Annotated in this window: 14 protein-coding genes; 7 read left to right on the forward strand and 7 right to left on the reverse strand. The window is 36.1% G+C overall.

The features are described 5' to 3' along the window. Positions 1-6: 6 nt before the first annotated feature. Positions 7-1,776, reverse strand: a complete 1,770-nt coding sequence (locus EGI05_RS04015) for a TonB-dependent receptor (protein ID WP_123261767.1) — start codon at positions 1,774-1,776, stop codon at positions 7-9. An 81-nt stretch (positions 1,777-1,857) separates the two neighbouring features. Continuing rightward, the gene (locus EGI05_RS04020) at positions 1,858-4,821 is read right to left on the reverse strand and encodes a tetratricopeptide repeat protein (RefSeq protein WP_123261768.1); all 2,964 of its coding nucleotides are present in this window, start codon (positions 4,819-4,821) and stop codon (positions 1,858-1,860) included. 197 nt (positions 4,822-5,018) lie between these two features. Between EGI05_RS04020 and EGI05_RS04025 the strand changes: the two genes are divergently transcribed. Further along, the gene (locus EGI05_RS04025; protein WP_123261769.1) at positions 5,019-6,695 is read left to right on the forward strand and encodes an amino acid permease; all 1,677 of its coding nucleotides are present in this window, start codon (positions 5,019-5,021) and stop codon (positions 6,693-6,695) included. 122 nt (positions 6,696-6,817) lie between these two features. Further along, positions 6,818-7,132: a DUF962 domain-containing protein gene (locus tag EGI05_RS04030; protein ID WP_123261770.1), complete on the forward strand. Its 315-nt coding sequence runs from the start codon at positions 6,818-6,820 to the stop codon at positions 7,130-7,132. A 114-nt stretch (positions 7,133-7,246) separates the two neighbouring features. Here EGI05_RS04030 and EGI05_RS04035 read toward each other — a convergent pair whose 3' ends face one another. Further along, positions 7,247-9,271 (reverse strand): DUF3857 domain-containing protein, encoded by a 2,025-nt coding sequence (locus tag EGI05_RS04035; protein ID WP_123261771.1) that lies wholly within the window; start codon positions 9,269-9,271, stop codon positions 7,247-7,249. A 151-nt stretch (positions 9,272-9,422) separates the two neighbouring features. Here EGI05_RS04035 and EGI05_RS04040 point away from each other — a divergent pair, with 151 nt between their 5' ends. Continuing rightward, positions 9,423-9,770, forward strand: coding sequence for a DUF4377 domain-containing protein (locus tag EGI05_RS04040; RefSeq protein WP_123261772.1), 348 nt, complete (start codon positions 9,423-9,425; stop codon positions 9,768-9,770). 33 nt (positions 9,771-9,803) lie between these two features. On the opposite strand, the gene EGI05_RS04045 is transcribed toward EGI05_RS04040, so the two are convergent. After that, positions 9,804-10,745, reverse strand: coding sequence for an SPFH domain-containing protein (locus EGI05_RS04045; protein WP_123261773.1), 942 nt, complete (start codon positions 10,743-10,745; stop codon positions 9,804-9,806). Positions 10,746-10,815: 70 nt separating this feature from the next. Further along, entirely contained in the window at positions 10,816-12,171 is a 1,356-nt protein-coding gene (locus tag EGI05_RS04050) for a deoxyguanosinetriphosphate triphosphohydrolase (protein ID WP_123262566.1), read from the reverse strand. Between the two features lie 152 nt (positions 12,172-12,323). Between EGI05_RS04050 and EGI05_RS04055 the strand changes: the two genes are divergently transcribed. Together EGI05_RS04055 and EGI05_RS04060 are read left to right on the forward strand one after the other, a co-directional pair. Further along, positions 12,324-12,866, forward strand: a complete 543-nt coding sequence (locus EGI05_RS04055) for a hypothetical protein (protein WP_123261774.1) — start codon at positions 12,324-12,326, stop codon at positions 12,864-12,866. A 58-nt stretch (positions 12,867-12,924) separates the two neighbouring features. After that, a complete protein-coding gene (locus tag EGI05_RS04060) occupies positions 12,925-13,659 on the forward strand; it encodes a DNA-formamidopyrimidine glycosylase family protein (protein ID WP_123261775.1) in 735 nt (244 codons plus the stop codon). Between the two features lie 5 nt (positions 13,660-13,664). Here EGI05_RS04060 and EGI05_RS04065 read toward each other — a convergent pair whose 3' ends face one another. Then, complete coding sequence (locus EGI05_RS04065; RefSeq protein WP_123261776.1) at positions 13,665-14,000, reverse strand: DMT family transporter; 336 nt, start codon at positions 13,998-14,000, stop codon at positions 13,665-13,667. 743 nt (positions 14,001-14,743) lie between these two features. On the opposite strand from EGI05_RS04065, the gene EGI05_RS04070 reads away from it, so the two are divergent. Both EGI05_RS04070 and EGI05_RS04075 read left to right on the forward strand, forming a co-directional pair. Beyond that, the gene (locus tag EGI05_RS04070) at positions 14,744-15,463 is read left to right on the forward strand and encodes an AAA family ATPase (RefSeq protein WP_123261777.1); all 720 of its coding nucleotides are present in this window, start codon (positions 14,744-14,746) and stop codon (positions 15,461-15,463) included. A gap of 45 nt (positions 15,464-15,508) precedes the next feature. Next, positions 15,509-15,874, forward strand: a complete 366-nt coding sequence (locus tag EGI05_RS04075) for a hypothetical protein (protein ID WP_123261778.1) — start codon at positions 15,509-15,511, stop codon at positions 15,872-15,874. Between the two features lie 99 nt (positions 15,875-15,973). Here the strand turns inward: EGI05_RS04075 and gcvP are convergent, their stop codons facing one another. Beyond that, on the reverse strand, positions 15,974-18,832 hold the full coding sequence (gene gcvP, locus EGI05_RS04080) for an aminomethyl-transferring glycine dehydrogenase (RefSeq protein WP_123261779.1): 2,859 nt from the start codon (positions 18,830-18,832) through the stop codon (positions 15,974-15,976). Positions 18,833-19,101: the final 269 nt, after the last annotated feature.

Consider the following 19,101-nt stretch of genomic DNA (forward strand, 5'->3'; position numbering starts at 1 on the left):
ATATTTTTAGAACGTAATCTTTACTCCTCCCAAAATCTGTGCACCAAGAACTTTATATCCTTTGTACGTCTGGTATTTTGAGCTTAGAAGATTATTTCCGAGCGCGAAAATACTGAAATTTTTGTGAATTTTATACTCTGCAGAAAGATTTAAGTCTGCATATCCTCCTACTTTATCATTTCTGTCCTCCGTAGACTGATAAATAATATTCGGAGTTGTCTGAATTGCTTCTAAAGTATAGGAATTAGTGGTTCTGTCACTTGCAAAAATTCCTTTGAATCCCAGCAATAACTTTTTATCCAGCATTGTATATTTAGCTCCGATACTCGCACTGAGCAATGGAACATTGTAAATATCCTCATAATTTTTAAGGTCATACTTTCTGAAAAGAACTTCCCCGTCTAAAATCAGGTTCGCCAAAGGAAAATATTGAATGCTTCCTTTAATATCGCTCACATTTCCATCATCATAAATGGCTGAGAATGTATTGGCAAAATTATAAGCAGAACGTTCCTGAGCATCATAACTGAACAGGTCATTTGCTTTGAAGAACATAATATCTCTCATTTTTCCGAAACCAGCAGAGAAATCGTACTTGATTGTTTCATCAAAATCTCCTCTTATCCCCGCATAAAAATGATATTTGGTTTCTGTTGGTCTCAACATCTGATCCGAAAGAATGAATGGATTATCCTGTAAAAGATCGCCATATGTATTCAATTTCAAACCTCCATCAACTCCACCATAAAATTTAAATTCTTTGGAGGCAGCCAACTGGAATTCCGCCTGTGGGAACCAGTAGGTCTTATTATTTTTCATTTCCTCCGCCATCAAATCATTGGAATTCTTAGCATTCAGAAAATTAAATGATGATCCCAACATTAAATAGGTTTCTCCTTTAGCAAAAGTAACCTTTGGAGATAAACTTGTATTGAAAAAATTAGCCGAATTTCTGTCTCTGATGGCAAAATCTGTTTTCACCGTTTCCAAACCAACTCCTAAATCCGCATTTAAAACCACATCCGATTTCCCTAATTCAACAGCATGTTTTGAGAAATTGGCCAAAATGGAAGCCTGATTTTCCTGTGCTTCAAAATGATCTTTCAGAAATGAAGATTTTACTCTCACATCATTCAAAATTTCATTGGAATAAAAATCGTAGTATCCATTTACCTTAAACTGATTCACCTTTTGTTTCAAATCAACATCTGAAGCAGGCTCTAAGGCATAAATCCCGTAATAGTTATAATTATTCAAACCATATTCCGCATTGGCGTTGAATTTTCCTTTCTCTCCATACGCATTTAAAAATGCTCCCAACGTTGCTGAATTTTGCTTGGAATCCCATGCATAATCCTTTTTCAACCCATTAGTGGAAAGTACATGAACATCCCCTCCTACTTCAATCTTATTTTCCAAGGTCGTGGAAATATTAGCATCCGCAAGGATTTTCCCGTAATTTCCCATTCCGAACTGAAAATAATTGTTTTGAGCCGTTGCATCAAATTTCGGAGTCACATCTTCCCCCTGAATGGTTGAAGTCTTGAAATCCGAAACTGCAGGAACATCTGTAATGTTGTATTTTACAGGGTTCTGAGATTTCTCCTCCGGCGGATAATTCTTAATGGTTTCCACAGAAGTTTTTTTCTTTTCGATCTTTTTAACTTCCGGCTCTCTTTTTTTATTAAGAATCAGCTTTTCTTCCTTGATCTGGGAAAACGCAAACGGCGAAATTCCTAAAAATAATATGGATAATAATTGAATTCTTCTGTTCATTATTTTTTGTATTTAAGTATTAAGTAAAGGGTATTAATGAGATTTCATGAATACATTTTACATGAATACGACAGTACATTTTTACTTTTTAATTTGTTTCTTCACTTCTTTAGCCTCCGCAACGATTTCAGGGAAATCCTGGTAATTGGAAATAATCTGGTCGCAAGTATAGCTCGCCTGATAATTATCTTTTAATCCAATATAGTTTTTAGCCATCAACACCAATGCTTTTGCCCCCCAATATTCCTCTGAAGCATAATTATTAGCTAATTTGAAGATGGTTTCATTAGAAGATTTGAACGCTTTTCCTTTATTCTGATAATAGGCTTTTGCATATAAAGCTTCTGCTGCTACTTCCGTATTGGATGATTTTTCCAGGGAAGTATAGGCTGCCTGTGCATCTTTATCTTTTCCGGAATTCATTAAGCTTCTTGCTTTGATCACTTTGGCAGTTTCTATTACTGCTGCTGAGTTTTTGTTGTTTGCAATCACTGCATCTGCTAATTTTTCAGCTTCTGAGAAATTTTTCTCTTCCGCATACATCTTCATCAATTCCACATTAGCATAGTTTCTGATGCTTACATTGGAAGAATTTCTGATATTTTCAAGGTACTTTTTAGCTTCCGCGCTATTTCCCTGTGCTACATAAATCTGAGCAATACGGGTTTGTGCATCATCCTGGTAATCATTCTGAACATTCGCTACTTCCTGTAATACCAGCAAAGCTTTGGTTGCATTATTAGTCTGATAATAGCTCTCTCCCAATTCGTATTTAGCCTGATAAAGCCCTTCTCCTGTAGGGTTTTGCGTTAAATATTTTTCATAGTAAGAAATAGCATTCTTATAATCTTTCTTCGCAAAATATTGATTTCCTGTGGAAAGGTTGATTTCATCAATTTCGGCAGCCTCTATATTCACGCCAATATTTCTGGCAAAGCTTTCATATCCTGCGGCGTCACCATTTTTCGTGAAGATCGGTTTTGCAGCCTGAACAATTTTCTCTGCATACGCCGTGTTTTTATATTGTTCCCCTAAAGATCTCAGCTCAGAAAGAGCCTTATCACTCTGGTTCATATCAATATAATTCTGCGCTCTGTAAATAGAGGCATTGGCAATCAGATCTTTGTCTGAAGAAGATTTAATCACCTTAGCAAAAGAATCATTGGAATTGGCAAAATCATCCTGAGCAGCATAAGCAGTACCCATTTCATACTGAGCATCATCATAATATTCAGAATCCGGATATTTGGACAATAATGTTTTCAAGCTATTGATCTTTGCCTGTGTATCTCCTTTAAATCCTAAAGCCATCGCTTTTTGGTATAAAGTATAATCCGTTGCATCTTCATTTTTATCATAAATGGCAATGGCTTCATTCAGATCATTATTGGCATAATGAATATCCGCTAAACGAAGTTCCGCATCATTTTTAAATTCCGGTTTCGGATTCGCCAGATATTGTTTGAAATATTTTTCAGCCTGATCAAACTTTTTAGATTTAAAGTAAGCATACCCCAAATCATAAGGCAATTGTTGCTTTTCAGGGAAGTTTTCGTTAAGAAGCTTTTCATAACGTACAATGGCAGAAGGATAATTACCTTTCTGATAATATACCTGTCCAAGCCAATATAAAGCTCTGTTATTAAATTCCTTATTAATATCAAATTCTAAACTTCTTAAGAAATACTTTTCCGCTTCATCATAGTTCCCTTTGTTGAATTCCTCTGTTCCCAATAAGTAGGATACCTCCTGGTCCACCTTATCAATATCCGGAGAGGAGCTCTGAAGCTTGTCGATCGCATTCAGGGTTTCTTTATAGTTTCCTGAATATAAATATGATTTCACCAATAATGATCTCATTTCCGGTGTATTCGGATCATTTTGGTTTTCATTGATATAATTTTGAAGAACCGTTGATGCACTTTCGAATGGGTTACCAATATCATAACTTAGCTTTGCATATTGTTCATGAGCCAGTTTCTTCACTTTAGCATCATAATCCATCTGATAAGACGAACGGAAAGCAGAAAGTGCTTCCTGTTTTTTATCAACAGCCAGGTAAGCATTTCCTAACTGATAATATGCATTTTGTGCCAACGCAGAATTGCTGTTGATCAATTGATTATAATAGGAAACGGCTTCATCATATTTTTTAAGCTGTGCGGCTACGAATCCCATTTCATAAAGGTCATTTTCAGAAGGGTTCTGCTGAACACTCAGGTAATCTTTCAAGTGAGGATATGCCGAAGTATAGTCCTTTTTCATGAAGTAGCTTTCTCCGATAATCTTATGAACTTCCGCTTTATAGGAATCGGAAATATCTTCATTCAATAAAGCATTTCCTTCAGAAATAGCCTTATCATAATCCTTATCATTATAATACATCTGCACATAGTACGGACGCACCAGCTTCGAATATTTCTCCTGGTCCTTTATAGAATCGAAAAACTGGAATGCCTTATCATTTTGTCTGTTGGTATAGTACAAATGTCCTAGCATGTAGGCAATATCTCCTTTCTGAGATTCATCGGCCGTTTTATATGCTTCTTCCAAGGCATCCACAGCTCCTTTGGAATCCCCCATCATGAATTTAGCATATCCTAATTTCAGGATATATTGGGTATTTTCTTCCTTGGAAAGCTGATACTGGTTCACTTTCTTCAACGTTTCCAGTGCTTTTTCAAAATCTTTTTTAGCTAAGTAGTAATCTGCCAAAGGCATGTTTGCCTGAGCAAAATAGGCAGAGTTCGGATATTCTTTCATAAAAGCATCCAACCCTTCTTCAGCATGGTTTTTCTGAAGGATCACTCCAATGACATTATCAAAAAACTGCGCAGCTTCCTTTTTCGATTGAGACAAGTGCTGATTGTAAAAATACTGTCTTGCGTACTCGTATTGGGAAGCATTGTATATTTTGGTCTGATAAAGATTTTCGGCTAAACTGAATCTGTATTTTTCCTTCTGGGCGAAGTATTGGGACTGCTGAGCCTCGGAAATTCCGTAGTAAAAAACAGCAGCAGCCAAAAGTATTTTTTTTGATTTCATTCTTTTGAATAAAAAAATTAGTCTATTATATCAACGAAAGTATTGAAAACTTATTGTTTAAACAAGCTTTGAAAGGGATTGTGTCCCGTTATTTCTAAATTTTATGAATTAGTTAACATTTTTTTAATTAAATCATTACATTTGTTTTTTACTAATAGTGTTTACGTATTAAAAAAGATTAACAAAAAAACTAGCGAATGTCTTCAAATATTTTCAGGAAAAAGTCAATTTCAACTATATTAAAACAGGGTGGCGATGGAGAAGACCATGGGGGACTCAGCAAAGTGCTTAATGTAAGAGATTTAACTTTTTTCGGAATAGCAGCCGTTATTGGCGGTGGAACTTTCAGTGCTATTGGTAATGCCTGTTTCGAGGGAGGTCCCGGTGTTGTTTTGCTGTATATAATATGTGCTATTGCTTGTGGCTTTACGGCGTTGTGTTATGCAGAATTCGCATCACGTGTTCCCGTTTCCGGAAGTGCTTATACCTACGCTTATGTTTCTTTCGGGGAACTTTTCGCCTGGATCATCGGTTGGGCATTGATCATGGAATATTCCATTGGAAATATTTATATCGCCTTCTCTTGGAGCGGCTATTTCACCAACCTTCTCGGGACATTCGGAATTCATTTACCGGAATGGATGACCATCAATTATCATGAAGCACATACCGTGTTTACTTCTCAAAATCCTGATATCAATAGTGAAGGATATAAAGCATGGTCTACTGCTCCAATGATCGGGAACCTGAAACTGGTTTTTGACCTTCCTGCTTTTTTAATTAACATTATTATTACTTACCTGGTTTACAGGGGCGCAAAAGAGTCTAAAAACTTAAGTAATGCGATGGTTGTTATCAAACTGGCCATCATTGCCCTGGTTATTATTGTAGGCTGCTTTTATGTGGATATTGATAACTGGACTCCCTTTATGCCTAATGGTTTTGGAGGTGTTATGGCTGGTGTTTCCGCTGTATTCTATGCCTATATAGGATTTGATGCCGTTTCTACACTTGCCGAAGAATGTAAGGACCCACAAAAAGATCTTCCTAAGGGAATGATCTATTCATTAATAATATGTACTGTTATTTACATTATCATGGCATTGGTGTTAACGGGAATGGTTTCTTATACTCTTTTAGGGGTAAGTGACCCTCTTGCAGAAATTTTCGCCATCAAAGGGGTTAAATGGATGCTTTTCATTGTTTCTATTGCTGCTGTTGTAGCCATGACCAGTGTACTTCTTGTTTTCCAGATGGGGCAGCCGAGAATCTGGATGACGATGAGCCGCGATGGTTTAATGCCTAAAAAATTCTCAGAAATTCATCCTAAATACAAGACACCAAGCTTTGCAACCATTATTACCGGGTTGGTAGTAGGATTACCGATATTTTTCACTGATGAGAAATTGGTGTTGGATTTTACCAGTATCGGAACTTTATTTGCGTTTGTTCTGGTTTGCGGTGGTGTTTTGGTATTAACCAGTAAAAAAGAAGAATCTGATGAACCTACCAGAGGAAAATTCAGAGTTCCTTATATCAATGCGAAATTTATTTTGCCCGGATTATATATTCTTTCATTATTATTGATCAATTATCTTTTCCCGGATTATTTTAAAAACCTGTTCGATTTCAGTGATGGAAAAATAGAGACCAATTTACCTCTTATCATATTTTATGTAGCCTGCATTGTGCTTTCCATTCTGGCCTTTATTAAAAACTATTCATTGATTCCTTTATTAGGTTTAGTTTCCTGTCTTTATCTTCTTACAGGAATGACGGCTTCTAACTGGGCCTGGTTCTTCTGCTGGCTTTTGATAGGACTTGTGATCTATTTCCTGTATGGATATAAGAACAGCAAACTCGGAAAAGCTTGATCATAAAAACAATATAGAAAAAAGGCAAAATTGTAAAATACAGTTTTGCCTTTTTTATTTTCATTACAAAATTGGCGAAATTATTGCTTTCAATTTTTCAGAAACTATAAACTAATTATGCCATGTCTGAAAGAATAAAAACATACAGCGAATTTTATCAGTTTTATCTTACCGAACACCGCAAGCTGGGAACCCGAATTTTTCATTTCATCGGAACCTTACTGGTTTTTGTGGTGATTGGATACGTCATCAGCTCAGGAAAAGAACGGTTTTTATGGTATATTCCTATTGTGGGATACGGGTTTGCCTGGTTCAGTCATGCTGTGATTGAAAAGAATAAACCGGCAACATTCAAATATCCTTTGTGGTCATTGATCTCAGATTTCAGGTTGTTTTTTGAGCTGCTGATCGGTAAGCAAAAATTTTATGGTAATTGAAGGACAAAAAGTCTGAAGCCTTATTGATGCATTCATAAGCTCACAAGCAGCTATAAAATAGTTTCGGGCGGGGTGCCGGGGGGGGTGAAAAGCCCCCCGCCCGAAACTTTATCCTTAATTATTGAAACGTTTCTTAAAGCTAAATTTAAGCCTGTTCATCAATCCTGGTTCAATAATATCGATTCCCAATCCGAAATTACTATCAGCAACTGTATGATGGGCTGTTCTGAAATCTTCAAATTCGGCTTGCGGAATTTCCATGTTCACTAAAGGTTGGTACTCTATGAAGACTGTTGCACCGTTTTTGGTGATCTTCTTTCGGCTGGTAAATTCAAAATACGGATTCTTGATAGTACTTTCCTGGGCTGTATACTTTTCTTCAGTATCAATTTTCTGATCAGTATATAAATTGATCTCGTATTTCTCACTGTCGAAATTATGCCAGAAAGGTAAATCCTTATGCATAAAATCTCTTGCACTTGCTTTTACCACGTTACGGTCAAAATACATCAGGAATCTGTTGTTTTTGGCATCTACATAATATGGATTTTCAACCGTTGCCTGATATTGGATTTTAAATTCATTCAGCTTTTTATCATCGCTTACAATATCAATAGTAGCATCTTTGAAAATGTTTCTTACGTCGGTTCCGTTTCTGTCATTGGAATAATTCAGGCTATAGAACAGAAAATTATTCCAGCTGTCCACGATTTCTCTTTTATGGGTATTTTTAAAATACCTTCTCATTGCATTGGCGCGATTCCCTTTATAGGTAGTAACCAGCTTCAAGGTACCTTTAGTATCCTGGGCATTGAACTCTACTTTTTCATCAATACAGTAATAGGGGAATTTATAAGCTTTTCTTTCCTGTAATTCCTGATCACGCTTCACTTCAAGGTAGTGCATGAAATAGATAAACCCTCTGTTTTCAATCAATCCGAATTCATCACGAATGGTAGCATCTATAAAATATGTTTCTCCTTTATAATTGATTTTCACGATTACATGATTGAAGCTCAATAAAGAAGGAAGGTAATATTTGATGTAAAAATCAGTATGGAAATTCACCAGAACAATAGAAGAATCAACACCGATATAATCCAGAATCACTTTTAATAAAACCGATTTTGCTTTGCAGTCTCCTTGCTTATTCTCATATGTAATAGCCGGTTCCTGTGGTTTATGCCCGTTCATTTCATCTGCATTGAAAATATAATAAATATTATTCTGAACATATTCAATGGCAAACTGAAGTTTTTCATCCTGATCTGTAATAGCATCGAGTTTCTCCACCAGATTCGGAGCAAATTCTTTTAATGAAGCCTTATTAAAAATCTCTTCGTAAATCGGAGCAATGTAGTTGGACAAGTCTTTCCAATTACTTTCCGTAGCAAAATCTATAAAAGGGAAAATCTCACGATTGGCATCTACCGGATTGATATAGTTCTCTTCATCAATGATAAACCGTTCCCCTTTTTTCAGATAACTGATCTCAGGCTCCATTACATTTCCTTTTTCATCCCTAAAGAATGTTTTTTTATAAGCAATCGTTTCATTACGCTCATTGATAAACGTAAACCTGAAGTTTCCGTAAGCCCAGTAATTGTCCGGGCTTACCCATACATATTTAGAGAATTCCTTTCTCAAAAAATCACGGTCTGTAAAGGTTTTTACCCGGGTATCTTCCAGAATAAGAATATCATACAGTCTCAGATCTTTTATCGTGATATTTATTTTCTTAGTACTGCTTAATATCCCTCCACTACTCTGGTTTTCATTATCTAAAACCTTGATTTTGGTATCCGGAATTTTATCAATTAACACTCCATCTCTTAGAACACTAATTCTGTGAATGTTGTATATTTCATTTTCTTCAACAACAACATCTGTTACGGAAGCTCTTTCCAGATTGGAAGGTTCATTAAGGGTATAAGCCATACAGACATATTCCTTATTTTCCGTATTGCTTGTATGATAAATTTTATCAAGAAAATAGCAATAGTCTCTTCCTTCATTGATCTGACTGTTTGAAAAATCAGATTCTTTTATTCTTTCCGTCAGTTGCAGGTCATCCACACTTCTCGCCCATTCTTCTGGCTGTTGGATCCTGTAATTTTCAATTGGCATTGGGTTCTCCATATTTATATACACTTTGTGGTTTGGTAAAAAGTTAAGGGGTTTAAATTAATTAATTAAAAAGTAAAAAACAAGAGTAGATTAACGACAGTCTATGGAATTCTCAAATAAAGTTCGGCACAGTAATTGTCCCGTAAGGGATAAAATCAGAATTATGAGAAGTATCAGAACATTTTTAAAGGGTACTATTCCAGCCTTAGCTTTATTGACGATTATGCAATGTACTGCTTCTGCCAACGCAGGGAATGGAGATGAAAAAACATTTATTGTAGGCCCGGAAACAGCAGATTGTACAGGAGTTGCTCCTATGAAATGTCTTCAGGTAAAAGAAAAGCAATCGGAAAACTGGACGAATTTTTACAGCAATATTGAAGGTTTTACCTATGAACCGGGATATGAGTATGTTTTAAAAGTAAAGACTGAAAAAATTGCCAATCCACCAGCAGATGCCTCTTCTATTAAATATACTTTGATCAAACAGGTTTCCAAAACCAAGAAATAAATAAAAACTCCCGGAATCCCGGGAGTTTTTTATTTAATGTTCATGTTCTTTTGTTGGAGGCGGATAATTTCCTTTAGTAACTTCTCCCACCGTATTCGCCGTTGTCATTGCAACAACCAGGTCATTCAGCATATTGCTTGCCGCTGTCGGTGAATTCGGCAACAGGACAAGATTACTTCTGTTACTGGCCCCTACGGAATGCAAGGTGTCATAATGTTGTGTAACAACGATCAATGCAGAAGCTTCATGAGAATTGATATCTACATTATTCAGCATTCTTACAGATTCTTCAAGACCTTTGGCAATTTCTCTTCTCTGATCTGCAATACCCTGACCTTGTAATTTTTTAGATTCAGCTTCTGCTTTAGCTACCGCAACGATTCTGATTCTCTGGGCTTCAGACTCATATTCTGCGGCTGTTTTTTCTCTTTCCGCTGCGTTGATCCTGTTCATGGCATGCTTTACCTGCTCATCGGGATCAATATCCGTTACCAATGCTTTAATGATATCATATCCATAACTTTGCATCGCTTCCTGCAATTCACCCTTTACGGCGATTGCTATATCGTCTTTTTTCACAAAGACATCATCCAGCTTCAGTTTAGGAACTTCTGCTCTTACCACATCAAAAACATAAGATGTAATTTGATTTTCAGGATTTTCTAAACGATAATAAGCATCTCCAACCTGGGTTCTGATCACTTGATACTGAACGGAAATCTTCATTTTAATGAAAACATTATCCAGGGTTTTCGTATCGATCATAACATCCAGCTGCTGAATTCTTAGATTTAATCTTTTAGCAATCTGATCGATGATCGGGATTTTAAGGTGAAGCCCGGAATGTCTTACAGACTGAAATTTTCCGAAACGTTCAATGATGGCAGCGGTTTCCTGCTTCACTACAAAGAATGAGGCAAAAAGGATAATAAGTCCGAAAAAAATAAGCGGAGCTAATAAAAAAGGAAAATTCATAGTTTAATATTTTTTGAATAAGTCGCAGTAACTTATGTTTTGTTATAAATATACCACATTATTTTCAATATTAAACGGTCATGCCTATATCAATTCCCTTTATTTTCCTGTAAAGATCAGTGGCATAGTTATCCGTCATCCCTGAAACAAAATCAATGACGCCAAGAACTTTCTGGTAATCCGTACCCTCTTCATAAACAAATTGTTTCGGAAGAAGCTTCAGAGCCATTTTATCGTAAGATTTTCTTTCGTCTTTCGGTTTCAGTATGGAAGGGATAAAATGATCGAGCAATTCGTACATCACATTATAACCAGCATTCTCAATCTCCACCACGGCTTTATGGTTATAAATCTTTTCAATGGAAAAGCTTTCGATATCCTGTAATGTTCGGTTCTCGGATTTGTATATATCCAGCAATGCCTTATCTAAATTTCCTTCCAGGATTGTAGTAAAGTTGTGTTGATATAATTCAATGGATTTATTGATCAAAGCATTAATTACTTTTGCTCTCAGATAAGAAATCTTTTCATTATCATTTCCGATAGAATCAAGCTTTCTTTTGACTCTGTCTACATCATCAGTCTCAGATTTTACCAGCTCAAAAAACAGGTTTTTGCAGTCTGCTGTGGATACAATACCCAATCTGTGGGCATCTTCCATATCAATGATATTATAGCAAATATCGTCTGCCGCTTCTACCAGCCAAACGAATGGGTGTCTTTTGAAAATATGCGGTTCTTCACTTTCAGAAATCAGTTGGGTTCCTTTGACTATATCTAAAAAAGTCTCTTTTTCATTCTGGAAAAACCCGAATTTCTTTCTGTGAATGATTCCTTTTTTCTTGGCAATAGCTTCACACGGATATTTGGCAATACTTGCCAATGTGGTCATTGTAAGCTGAACCCCACCTTCATCTTTTCCCTGTTGCTGATGGGTCAACACCCTGATTGCATTAGCGTTTCCTTCAAAATTCACGAGATCTGCCCATTCTTTTTCAGAAAATTTAGGCTTCAGATCTTTCTCATTCTTTTCAAAATAGCTTGCGATGGCATCTTCTCCCGAGTGTCCGAATGCAGGATTTCCCACATCATGGCATAAACAAGCTGCTGCAATTACATTTCCAAGGTTATAGAGATAAAAATTCTTTGCGTCTTCGGTAAGATCATTCTGAAAGCTTTCAAAAACAAACTCTCCTATGATACTTCCCAAACTTCTTCCCACTGATGAAACTTCCAGAGAATGCGTTAAGCGGTTATGTACAAAAACACTTCCGGGAAGCGGAAAAACCTGTGTTTTATTCTGCAGCCTTCTGAATGCGGACGAGAAGATGATTCTGTCAAAATCTCTCTGAAAATCCGTTCTTGAGGCTTTAGTATGGGGATTATTTCCTGTACGCTGATTAGTAAAAATCTGGTTTAAATTCATCATTTTTCAAAATTACTTCAAATTTTATTTGTAGTAAAGAAATCCATTAGTTTTTTCAAAAAAAGACCGTATTAAAAGCAGTATGCATCCGTAAAAACCCTTGAAGAACTTTACTGTTCTTAACTTAACTTAGTTCAATAAAAACTAAAACCATGTCTGAATTATTAAAACAAATACTGGGCAGTACAATCATTACAACTCTGATCACATCTGTTATTGTCTATTTCTTCCACAAAAGGACCGAAAGACAGAATGCTCTTATCAAAAGGGAATTTGAAAAACTTTCCCAAAAAGACACCGCTCATTTTGAGTGGAGAAAAAGCACGGTGGAATTACTGGGGCAGGTTTACATTCATCTTAACCGTACTTCTTTGGGGTTTAAGAATAGCTATTCCAAACTGAAAAAATATGATCCTTTTTATGAAAATGAGATCATGTACCACTCTAACAAACACATCCGCGATCTGTTAATCAATAATGGGCATTATCTGCCACCGGAATTATTGGACGAAGCCACAAAACTTATTGAACATTTTGATGTATGGTTAACAAAATATAACCAAGTGCGAACTGTGGAGAAAAATGACCAGGCAAGGCAGATCTATGTAGGTCCGGACGGATTCCCCTTTCCAGAAAATGCGGAAAAAATGTTCAAGGACAAATATATGGAGATGTTCAACGGCCTGCATGAATGAATCTCTTTTTTAGTTTTCCAATGGCAACATTCTTGCTTTGATTATGTAAATTCCATCTATGCCGGAAGGTCCATCAATACTATTAATGAAAGAAAGCCTGCAAAAATTCACAGGTGAAAAAGTCATTGAGGTCTCCGGAAATGCCCAATTTGATAAAGACCCTTTACAAGGAAAGATCTTACTTGAAATCCGGACCTTTGGAAAACAGACCTATTTGGTCTTTGATGCATTCTGTGCAAGAATCCATTTGCTTATGTTTGGCTCTTACAGTGTCGATGAGCAGACAAAACCTGATCAAAGCCTACGTTTAGCCCTGAAGTTTAAAAATGGAAGTTTTTATTTTTATACCTGCTCCGTAAAACTCCTTCCACTTGATCATTTAGCTCAAATCGATTGGGAAGCAGATGTTTTAAGCGACGCCTGGGATCCTCAGAAAGCAGAAAAAAAATTAAAAGCCAAACCTCAGATGATGGTTTGTGATGCATTATTGGATCAGGATATTTTTTCAGGAGTCGGGAATATCATAAAAAATGAAGTGCTGTTCAGAATCGGAGTACAGCCTGAAAGCTTAGTTGGAAATTTACCTTCAAAGAAGCTGAAAGAATTAATTAAAGAAGCCAGAAACTACAGTTTCGATTTCTTGGAATGGAAAAGAGAATTTGTTCTGAAAAAGCACTGGCTGGTTCATACCAAAACCACTTGCCCGAAATGTGGGCAAAAGCTCATTAAAAAGTATACCGGTCTCGGCAAGAGACGAAGCTTTTACTGTGAGAGAGATCAAAAGTTATACTAATTATTCTAATGCATTCCCATTTTTGAAAAAAGATTAATGATCATTACGCCAATAATGATGAGAATAATTCCTATAATGGCAGGCCAGTCCGGAACCTGCTTAAAAGCAATGATCCCGATAATTGTAATACAAACAATTCCCACTCCGGACCAAATCGCATACGTAATTCCTACCGGGATCTGGCGAAGCGTAAGACTTAAACAATAAAAAGCGGCTGAGTACCCTATAACTGTAACTACAGATGGTACCAGCTTTGTAAACTCTTCGGATTTTTTCAGAAAAGTAGTGGCTATGATCTCAAAAACGATAGCCAACATCAGATAAATATAACTTCTTCCCATACTTGCTCCTTCTTTATGGCAAAATTAGCAAATCCATTATTAAAGATTTTGTTCATATGGCTATAAAATTCTGATTAAAAGCATTTAAAAACGAATTTCTTATCAAAGAAATCACTTAGTGTTGAAATTTATACGTCTCAAAAACACTCTTTACAACTATTATGCAACCCATTCTTTCTATTTTGTTTTGTCAGGTTCACTATAGAAGTCTTCAAAAGCTTGTGAATTTTTTAATTTTTTAAACAAAACATAATTAAAGCCATAATAAATTCACAATAATATATTAAATAAATATAAACGAAAGGTTACTTAAATTTAACACAAAACACCCATAAACAACTGATATACATCATGATTTTAGACTTGCAATATCAATTTAAAGTCGTAACTTTGCATTATCAAATTAACAAAAATAATCAAATAAATTAAAAATTAAGCAAAATGGTAACTTACATCGGAATCGCAACATGTTTAGTAGTATTAGCTTCTTATTTCGCAACTGTTAGAAGAGAGAATACTAACTAAGATTTCAGAACTGAATTGTATTGTTTATGTTTTTTAATCTGAATACTCAGATTGCTGCTCTTTTACTCATCGGGAGTAAAAGGGCCCAAAAACATAAAAACACCGTTTACTAAAAACGTAACAAATTTTAATATTATATTAGTCTAGCCGAACTTGAAGTTCGGCTTTTCTTTTTACTTTCAGAAAGCTTTATCTTTGCAATCATTAATTTTTGAATCATGAATCTGTACAATCTTATTATCCAGGACAAAGAAGAGGTAACGCTGAATGATGTTTTTCTAGATCCGGCCAACAAGGAACAGTTTGTACAGCTCATTAAAGAGCATACCTATATCAAGGAACTTCAGGAATATGGGCTTCCTATCAACAATAAAGTTCTTCTTCAGGGGAGTTCGGGCTGTGGAAAGACCATGACTGCCAAAGCCATTGCCAATGCTTTGGGAAAAAGTATCATCATCCTGAATTTAAGCAATATTGTTTCCTCCCGAATCGGAGAAACTTCCCAGAACATCAAAATGATCTTCGATAAAGCGAGCCGTGAAAGATCTGTGCTTTTCCTTGACGAACTGGACCAGATTGGGAAAGCAAGAGGAAGTGACGATAAAGATGTGGGCGAAATGAGAAGATTAGTGAATACTTTGCTTCAACTGATCGATTACTATCCTGAAAATGCCCTTTTGCTTTGTGCTACCAATCATCCTGAAATTATTGATACGGCTTTGATCAGACGTTTTCAATTGAAAATTAATTATGAAATGCCTTCCAAAGAGTTTCTGGATCAGTATTATGATAATTTGTTGTCTCAATTTCCGGAAGATTTAAGGGATATTGAGCGTCAATATGGGATTTCTTTTGCGGAGGCGAAAGATTATGCGTTAACGGTGGTGAAAGGGAATTTGATAAAGAAATTGGAAGCAAAGAATGAAACTATTGCATGAAAAAATACGAATTGAATTAATAAAAATATTTGATTCAAAATAAAAATGAAAAACATAATCCGAATAACATCAATTATATCTTATTTTTCAATAATCCTTGCGGGACAAATGATTGGGCTTCCATTTATTTTATGGCTAATTCTCACTGTTTTTGATTTTGGAAATATTGATCAATTGTTTGCCATACTTGGAGTTATTGGTATCGCTTTAAGTTTCACTAAGTGGAAGAATAAAATTTCAGTAACAATTATTAGTTTAATATTAATGTTATCTCCTATAATAAGTAGATTAATGCAAGCTCCAATAAAAATGTTTGACTATTTAGCTTTTAAAATCCCATTGGCTGTTTTCTTAATCACATATGCTATTTTTATTATAATGAATATAATTGAAAGAAAGAAAGTTGTTTGAAGCAATTGGGAAACCTATATAAAACCCTTTTTCTCATTAACAAAAACAAAAATCCCTCTCAGTTTTGAGAGGGATTTTTTATATCTAAAAAACTTGTAATTACATATAAGCTTCAATCGGCTCACAAGTACAAACTAAGTTTCTGTCTCCATACGCTTCATCTACTCTGGATACAGAAGCAAAGAATTTGTGGTCTCTTACCCACTCTAGCGGATACGCTGCTTTTTCTCTGCTATATGGTTTATCCCAAGAATCTGAGATTACCAATTGCTCTGTGTGAGGCGCATTTTTCAATACATTGTTTGTTGCATCTGCTTCTCCGTTAGCAATTTCATCGATTTCTTTTTTGATAGAGATCAATGCTTCTGCAAAACGGTCGATTTCTGCTTTGCTTTCAGATTCTGTAGGCTCAATCATTAATGTTCCTGCAACCGGGAAAGAAACTGTTGGAGCATGGAAACCATAATCCATTAATCTCTTCGCTACATCAGCTACTTCAATTCCTAAAGACTTGAACTGTCTGAAATCCACGATACATTCGTGAGCTACTTTTCCGTTCTCGTTAGAATATAAGATTGGGAAATGCTCAGCTAATATTTCTTTTAAATAGTTGGCATTTAAGATGGCGTGTTCAGTAGCTTTTTTCAAGCCTGAAGTACCTAACATTTTAATATAAGCGTAAGAGATATTCAAGATCAATCCTGAACCGTAAGGCGCAGCTGAAATCCCTTCAATAGCTTCTTTAGAACCAATTCTGATGTTCGCATTGGTAGGAAGGAAAGGCACTAAATGTTTAGCCACACAGATTGGCCCTACTCCAGGTCCTCCTCCTCCGTGAGGAATGGCGAATGTTTTGTGAAGATTCAAGTGACAAACATCTGCTCCAATGTTTCCAGGACTTGTGTATCCTACCTGAGCATTCATGTTGGCACCATCCATATATACTTGTCCTCCATGTTGGTGGATCAGGTTAGTAATTTCTTTGATATTCGCATCGAAGAATCCGTAGGTAGACGGATACGTGATCATTACACAAGATAAGTTTTCTGAATGCTGTTCCGTTTTTGCTTTTAAGTCTTCGAAATCAATTTCTCCGTTCTCAAGATTTTTAACCACAACAATTTTCATTCCTGCCATCGCCGCAGAAGCCGGATTGGTTCCGTGGGCAGACTGAGGAATCAATACTACATTTCTGTGAGCTTCTCCTCTTGATTTGTGGTATTCTCTGATCACCATTAATCCTGCATATTCTCCCTGAGCCCCTGAGTTCGGCTGAAGTGAAGTTCCTGCAAAACCAGTGATTTCCGCTAAGTCTTTTTCAAGCTCACGGATCATTTCCTGGTACCCTTCTGCCTGATCAACTGGTACGAAAGGGTGAACACTTCCCCAGTTATCCCAAGAAAGCGGTAACATTTGGGTTGCTGCATTAAGCTTCATCGTACAAGAACCCAAAGAAATCATAGAATGCGTCAATGATAAATCTTTTCTTTCCAGACGCTTGATGTAACGCATCAATTCCGTTTCCGTATGGTATTTGTTGAATACTTCTTCTGTAAGGATTTCATCTTTTCTCAAGATATCTGCAGGAATGCTGTACCCTTCTTTGATTTCTAATTTGAAAGCCTGCTTATCTTTGAACTGTGCAAAGGAAGTCATTAAGTAATTCAGCTTCTCAAGCGTAGTACTTTCGTTGATAGCGATGCTTACCACACCTTCCGTGAAGTAATTCAGATTGATTTTATGATCTTTCATCATTCTCATCAATCTTCCTTTTTCATCTTCGCTCATTAAGATTTTCACTGTATCGAAGATAGGCTCCTCCACTGTGTTGTATCCTAAAGCTTTAAGACCGTTATTCAAAGCGTTGGCTTTAAAGTGGATCTGATCTGCGATATAATTTAATCCTTTCGGACCATGATAAACAGCGTACATTCCTGCCATTACTGCCAAAAGAACCTGAGCTGTACAGATATTTGAAGTCGCCTTTTCCCTTTTGATATGCTGTTCTCTTGTCTGTAAAGCCATTCTCAATGCACGTCTTCCGTACATATCCTGAGAAACTCCGATAATTCTTCCCGGAATGTCTCTCTTATACTCTTCTCTACAAGCGAAAAATGCAGCGTGAGGACCGCCGTATCCCATTGGAATACCGAATCTCTGAGTAGTACCTACTGCACAGTCAGCACCCATAGTGGCCGGTGATTTCAATTTCACCAAAGCCATCGGATCACAAGCTACAACAACTTGTAGATCAAGTTTCTTATAATCTACGATATTTTCTGTGTAATCCAGAACAATACCGTTTTTACCAGGATACTGCAATAGAACTCCGTAGTAAGAACCATCAAACTCATGAGTTTTATGATCTCCTACAACGATTTCGATTTCCAACCCTTCCGCTTTAGTTTTTAAAACAGAAACGGTTTGAGGCAAAACCAAATCGGAAACAAAGAATTTGTTTGCATTGGCTTTTTTCTGATCTTTCGTTCTATTGTTAAAGAACATGTGCATAGCTTCCGCAGCAGCTGTAGATTCATCCAATAACGAAGCATTTGCCAAACCAAAACCTGTAAGATCACATACAACAGTCTGGAAATTAAGAAGAGCTTCTAATCTTCCTTGTGCAATTTCTGCCTGATAAGGAGTATATGCCGTATACCAGCTAGGATTTTCAAAGATATTTCTCTGAATAGCTGATGGCAAAAGTGTATTGTAGTATCCAAAACCAATATAGCTCGTAAACTCCGTATTCTTCGATGCCAATTCCTTTGAGCGGATCAGCATTTGGTATTCTGAAAGAGGTTCTGAGATGTCAAGGTCTTTTTCTAAACGGATAGAGGATGGGATGGTTTGAGAAATTAACTCTTCAATACTTGAAACGCCAATTTTTTCCAACATTGCCTGTTTATCGGCTTCATTTAAGGAAATGTGACGGTTCACAAACTGTTCTGTATTCATTTTTTATATTAGATTTTGTTTGTAAAAAAGATGGGTAAAATTACAAATTTTTAAGGGATTGCACAAGAGAGGAAAATCGGCAGCAAAATGATAAAAAAATTAAATAACTGTTTCTCTTTTTGGGTTTAAAACCATTTTCTGTGAGCTAAATTCAAGATAGATTCTATCTTTTTCAACCATAAAAAGTTTCATTAAACATGCTGATTATCAGGTTTCAGATATTTTTTGAAAATTTATTAATTATATTTATTCTAAATTAATATATTTGC

Source organism: Chryseobacterium daecheongense, from assembly GCF_003729955.1.
GTDB lineage: Bacteria > Bacteroidota > Bacteroidia > Flavobacteriales > Weeksellaceae > Chryseobacterium > Chryseobacterium daecheongense.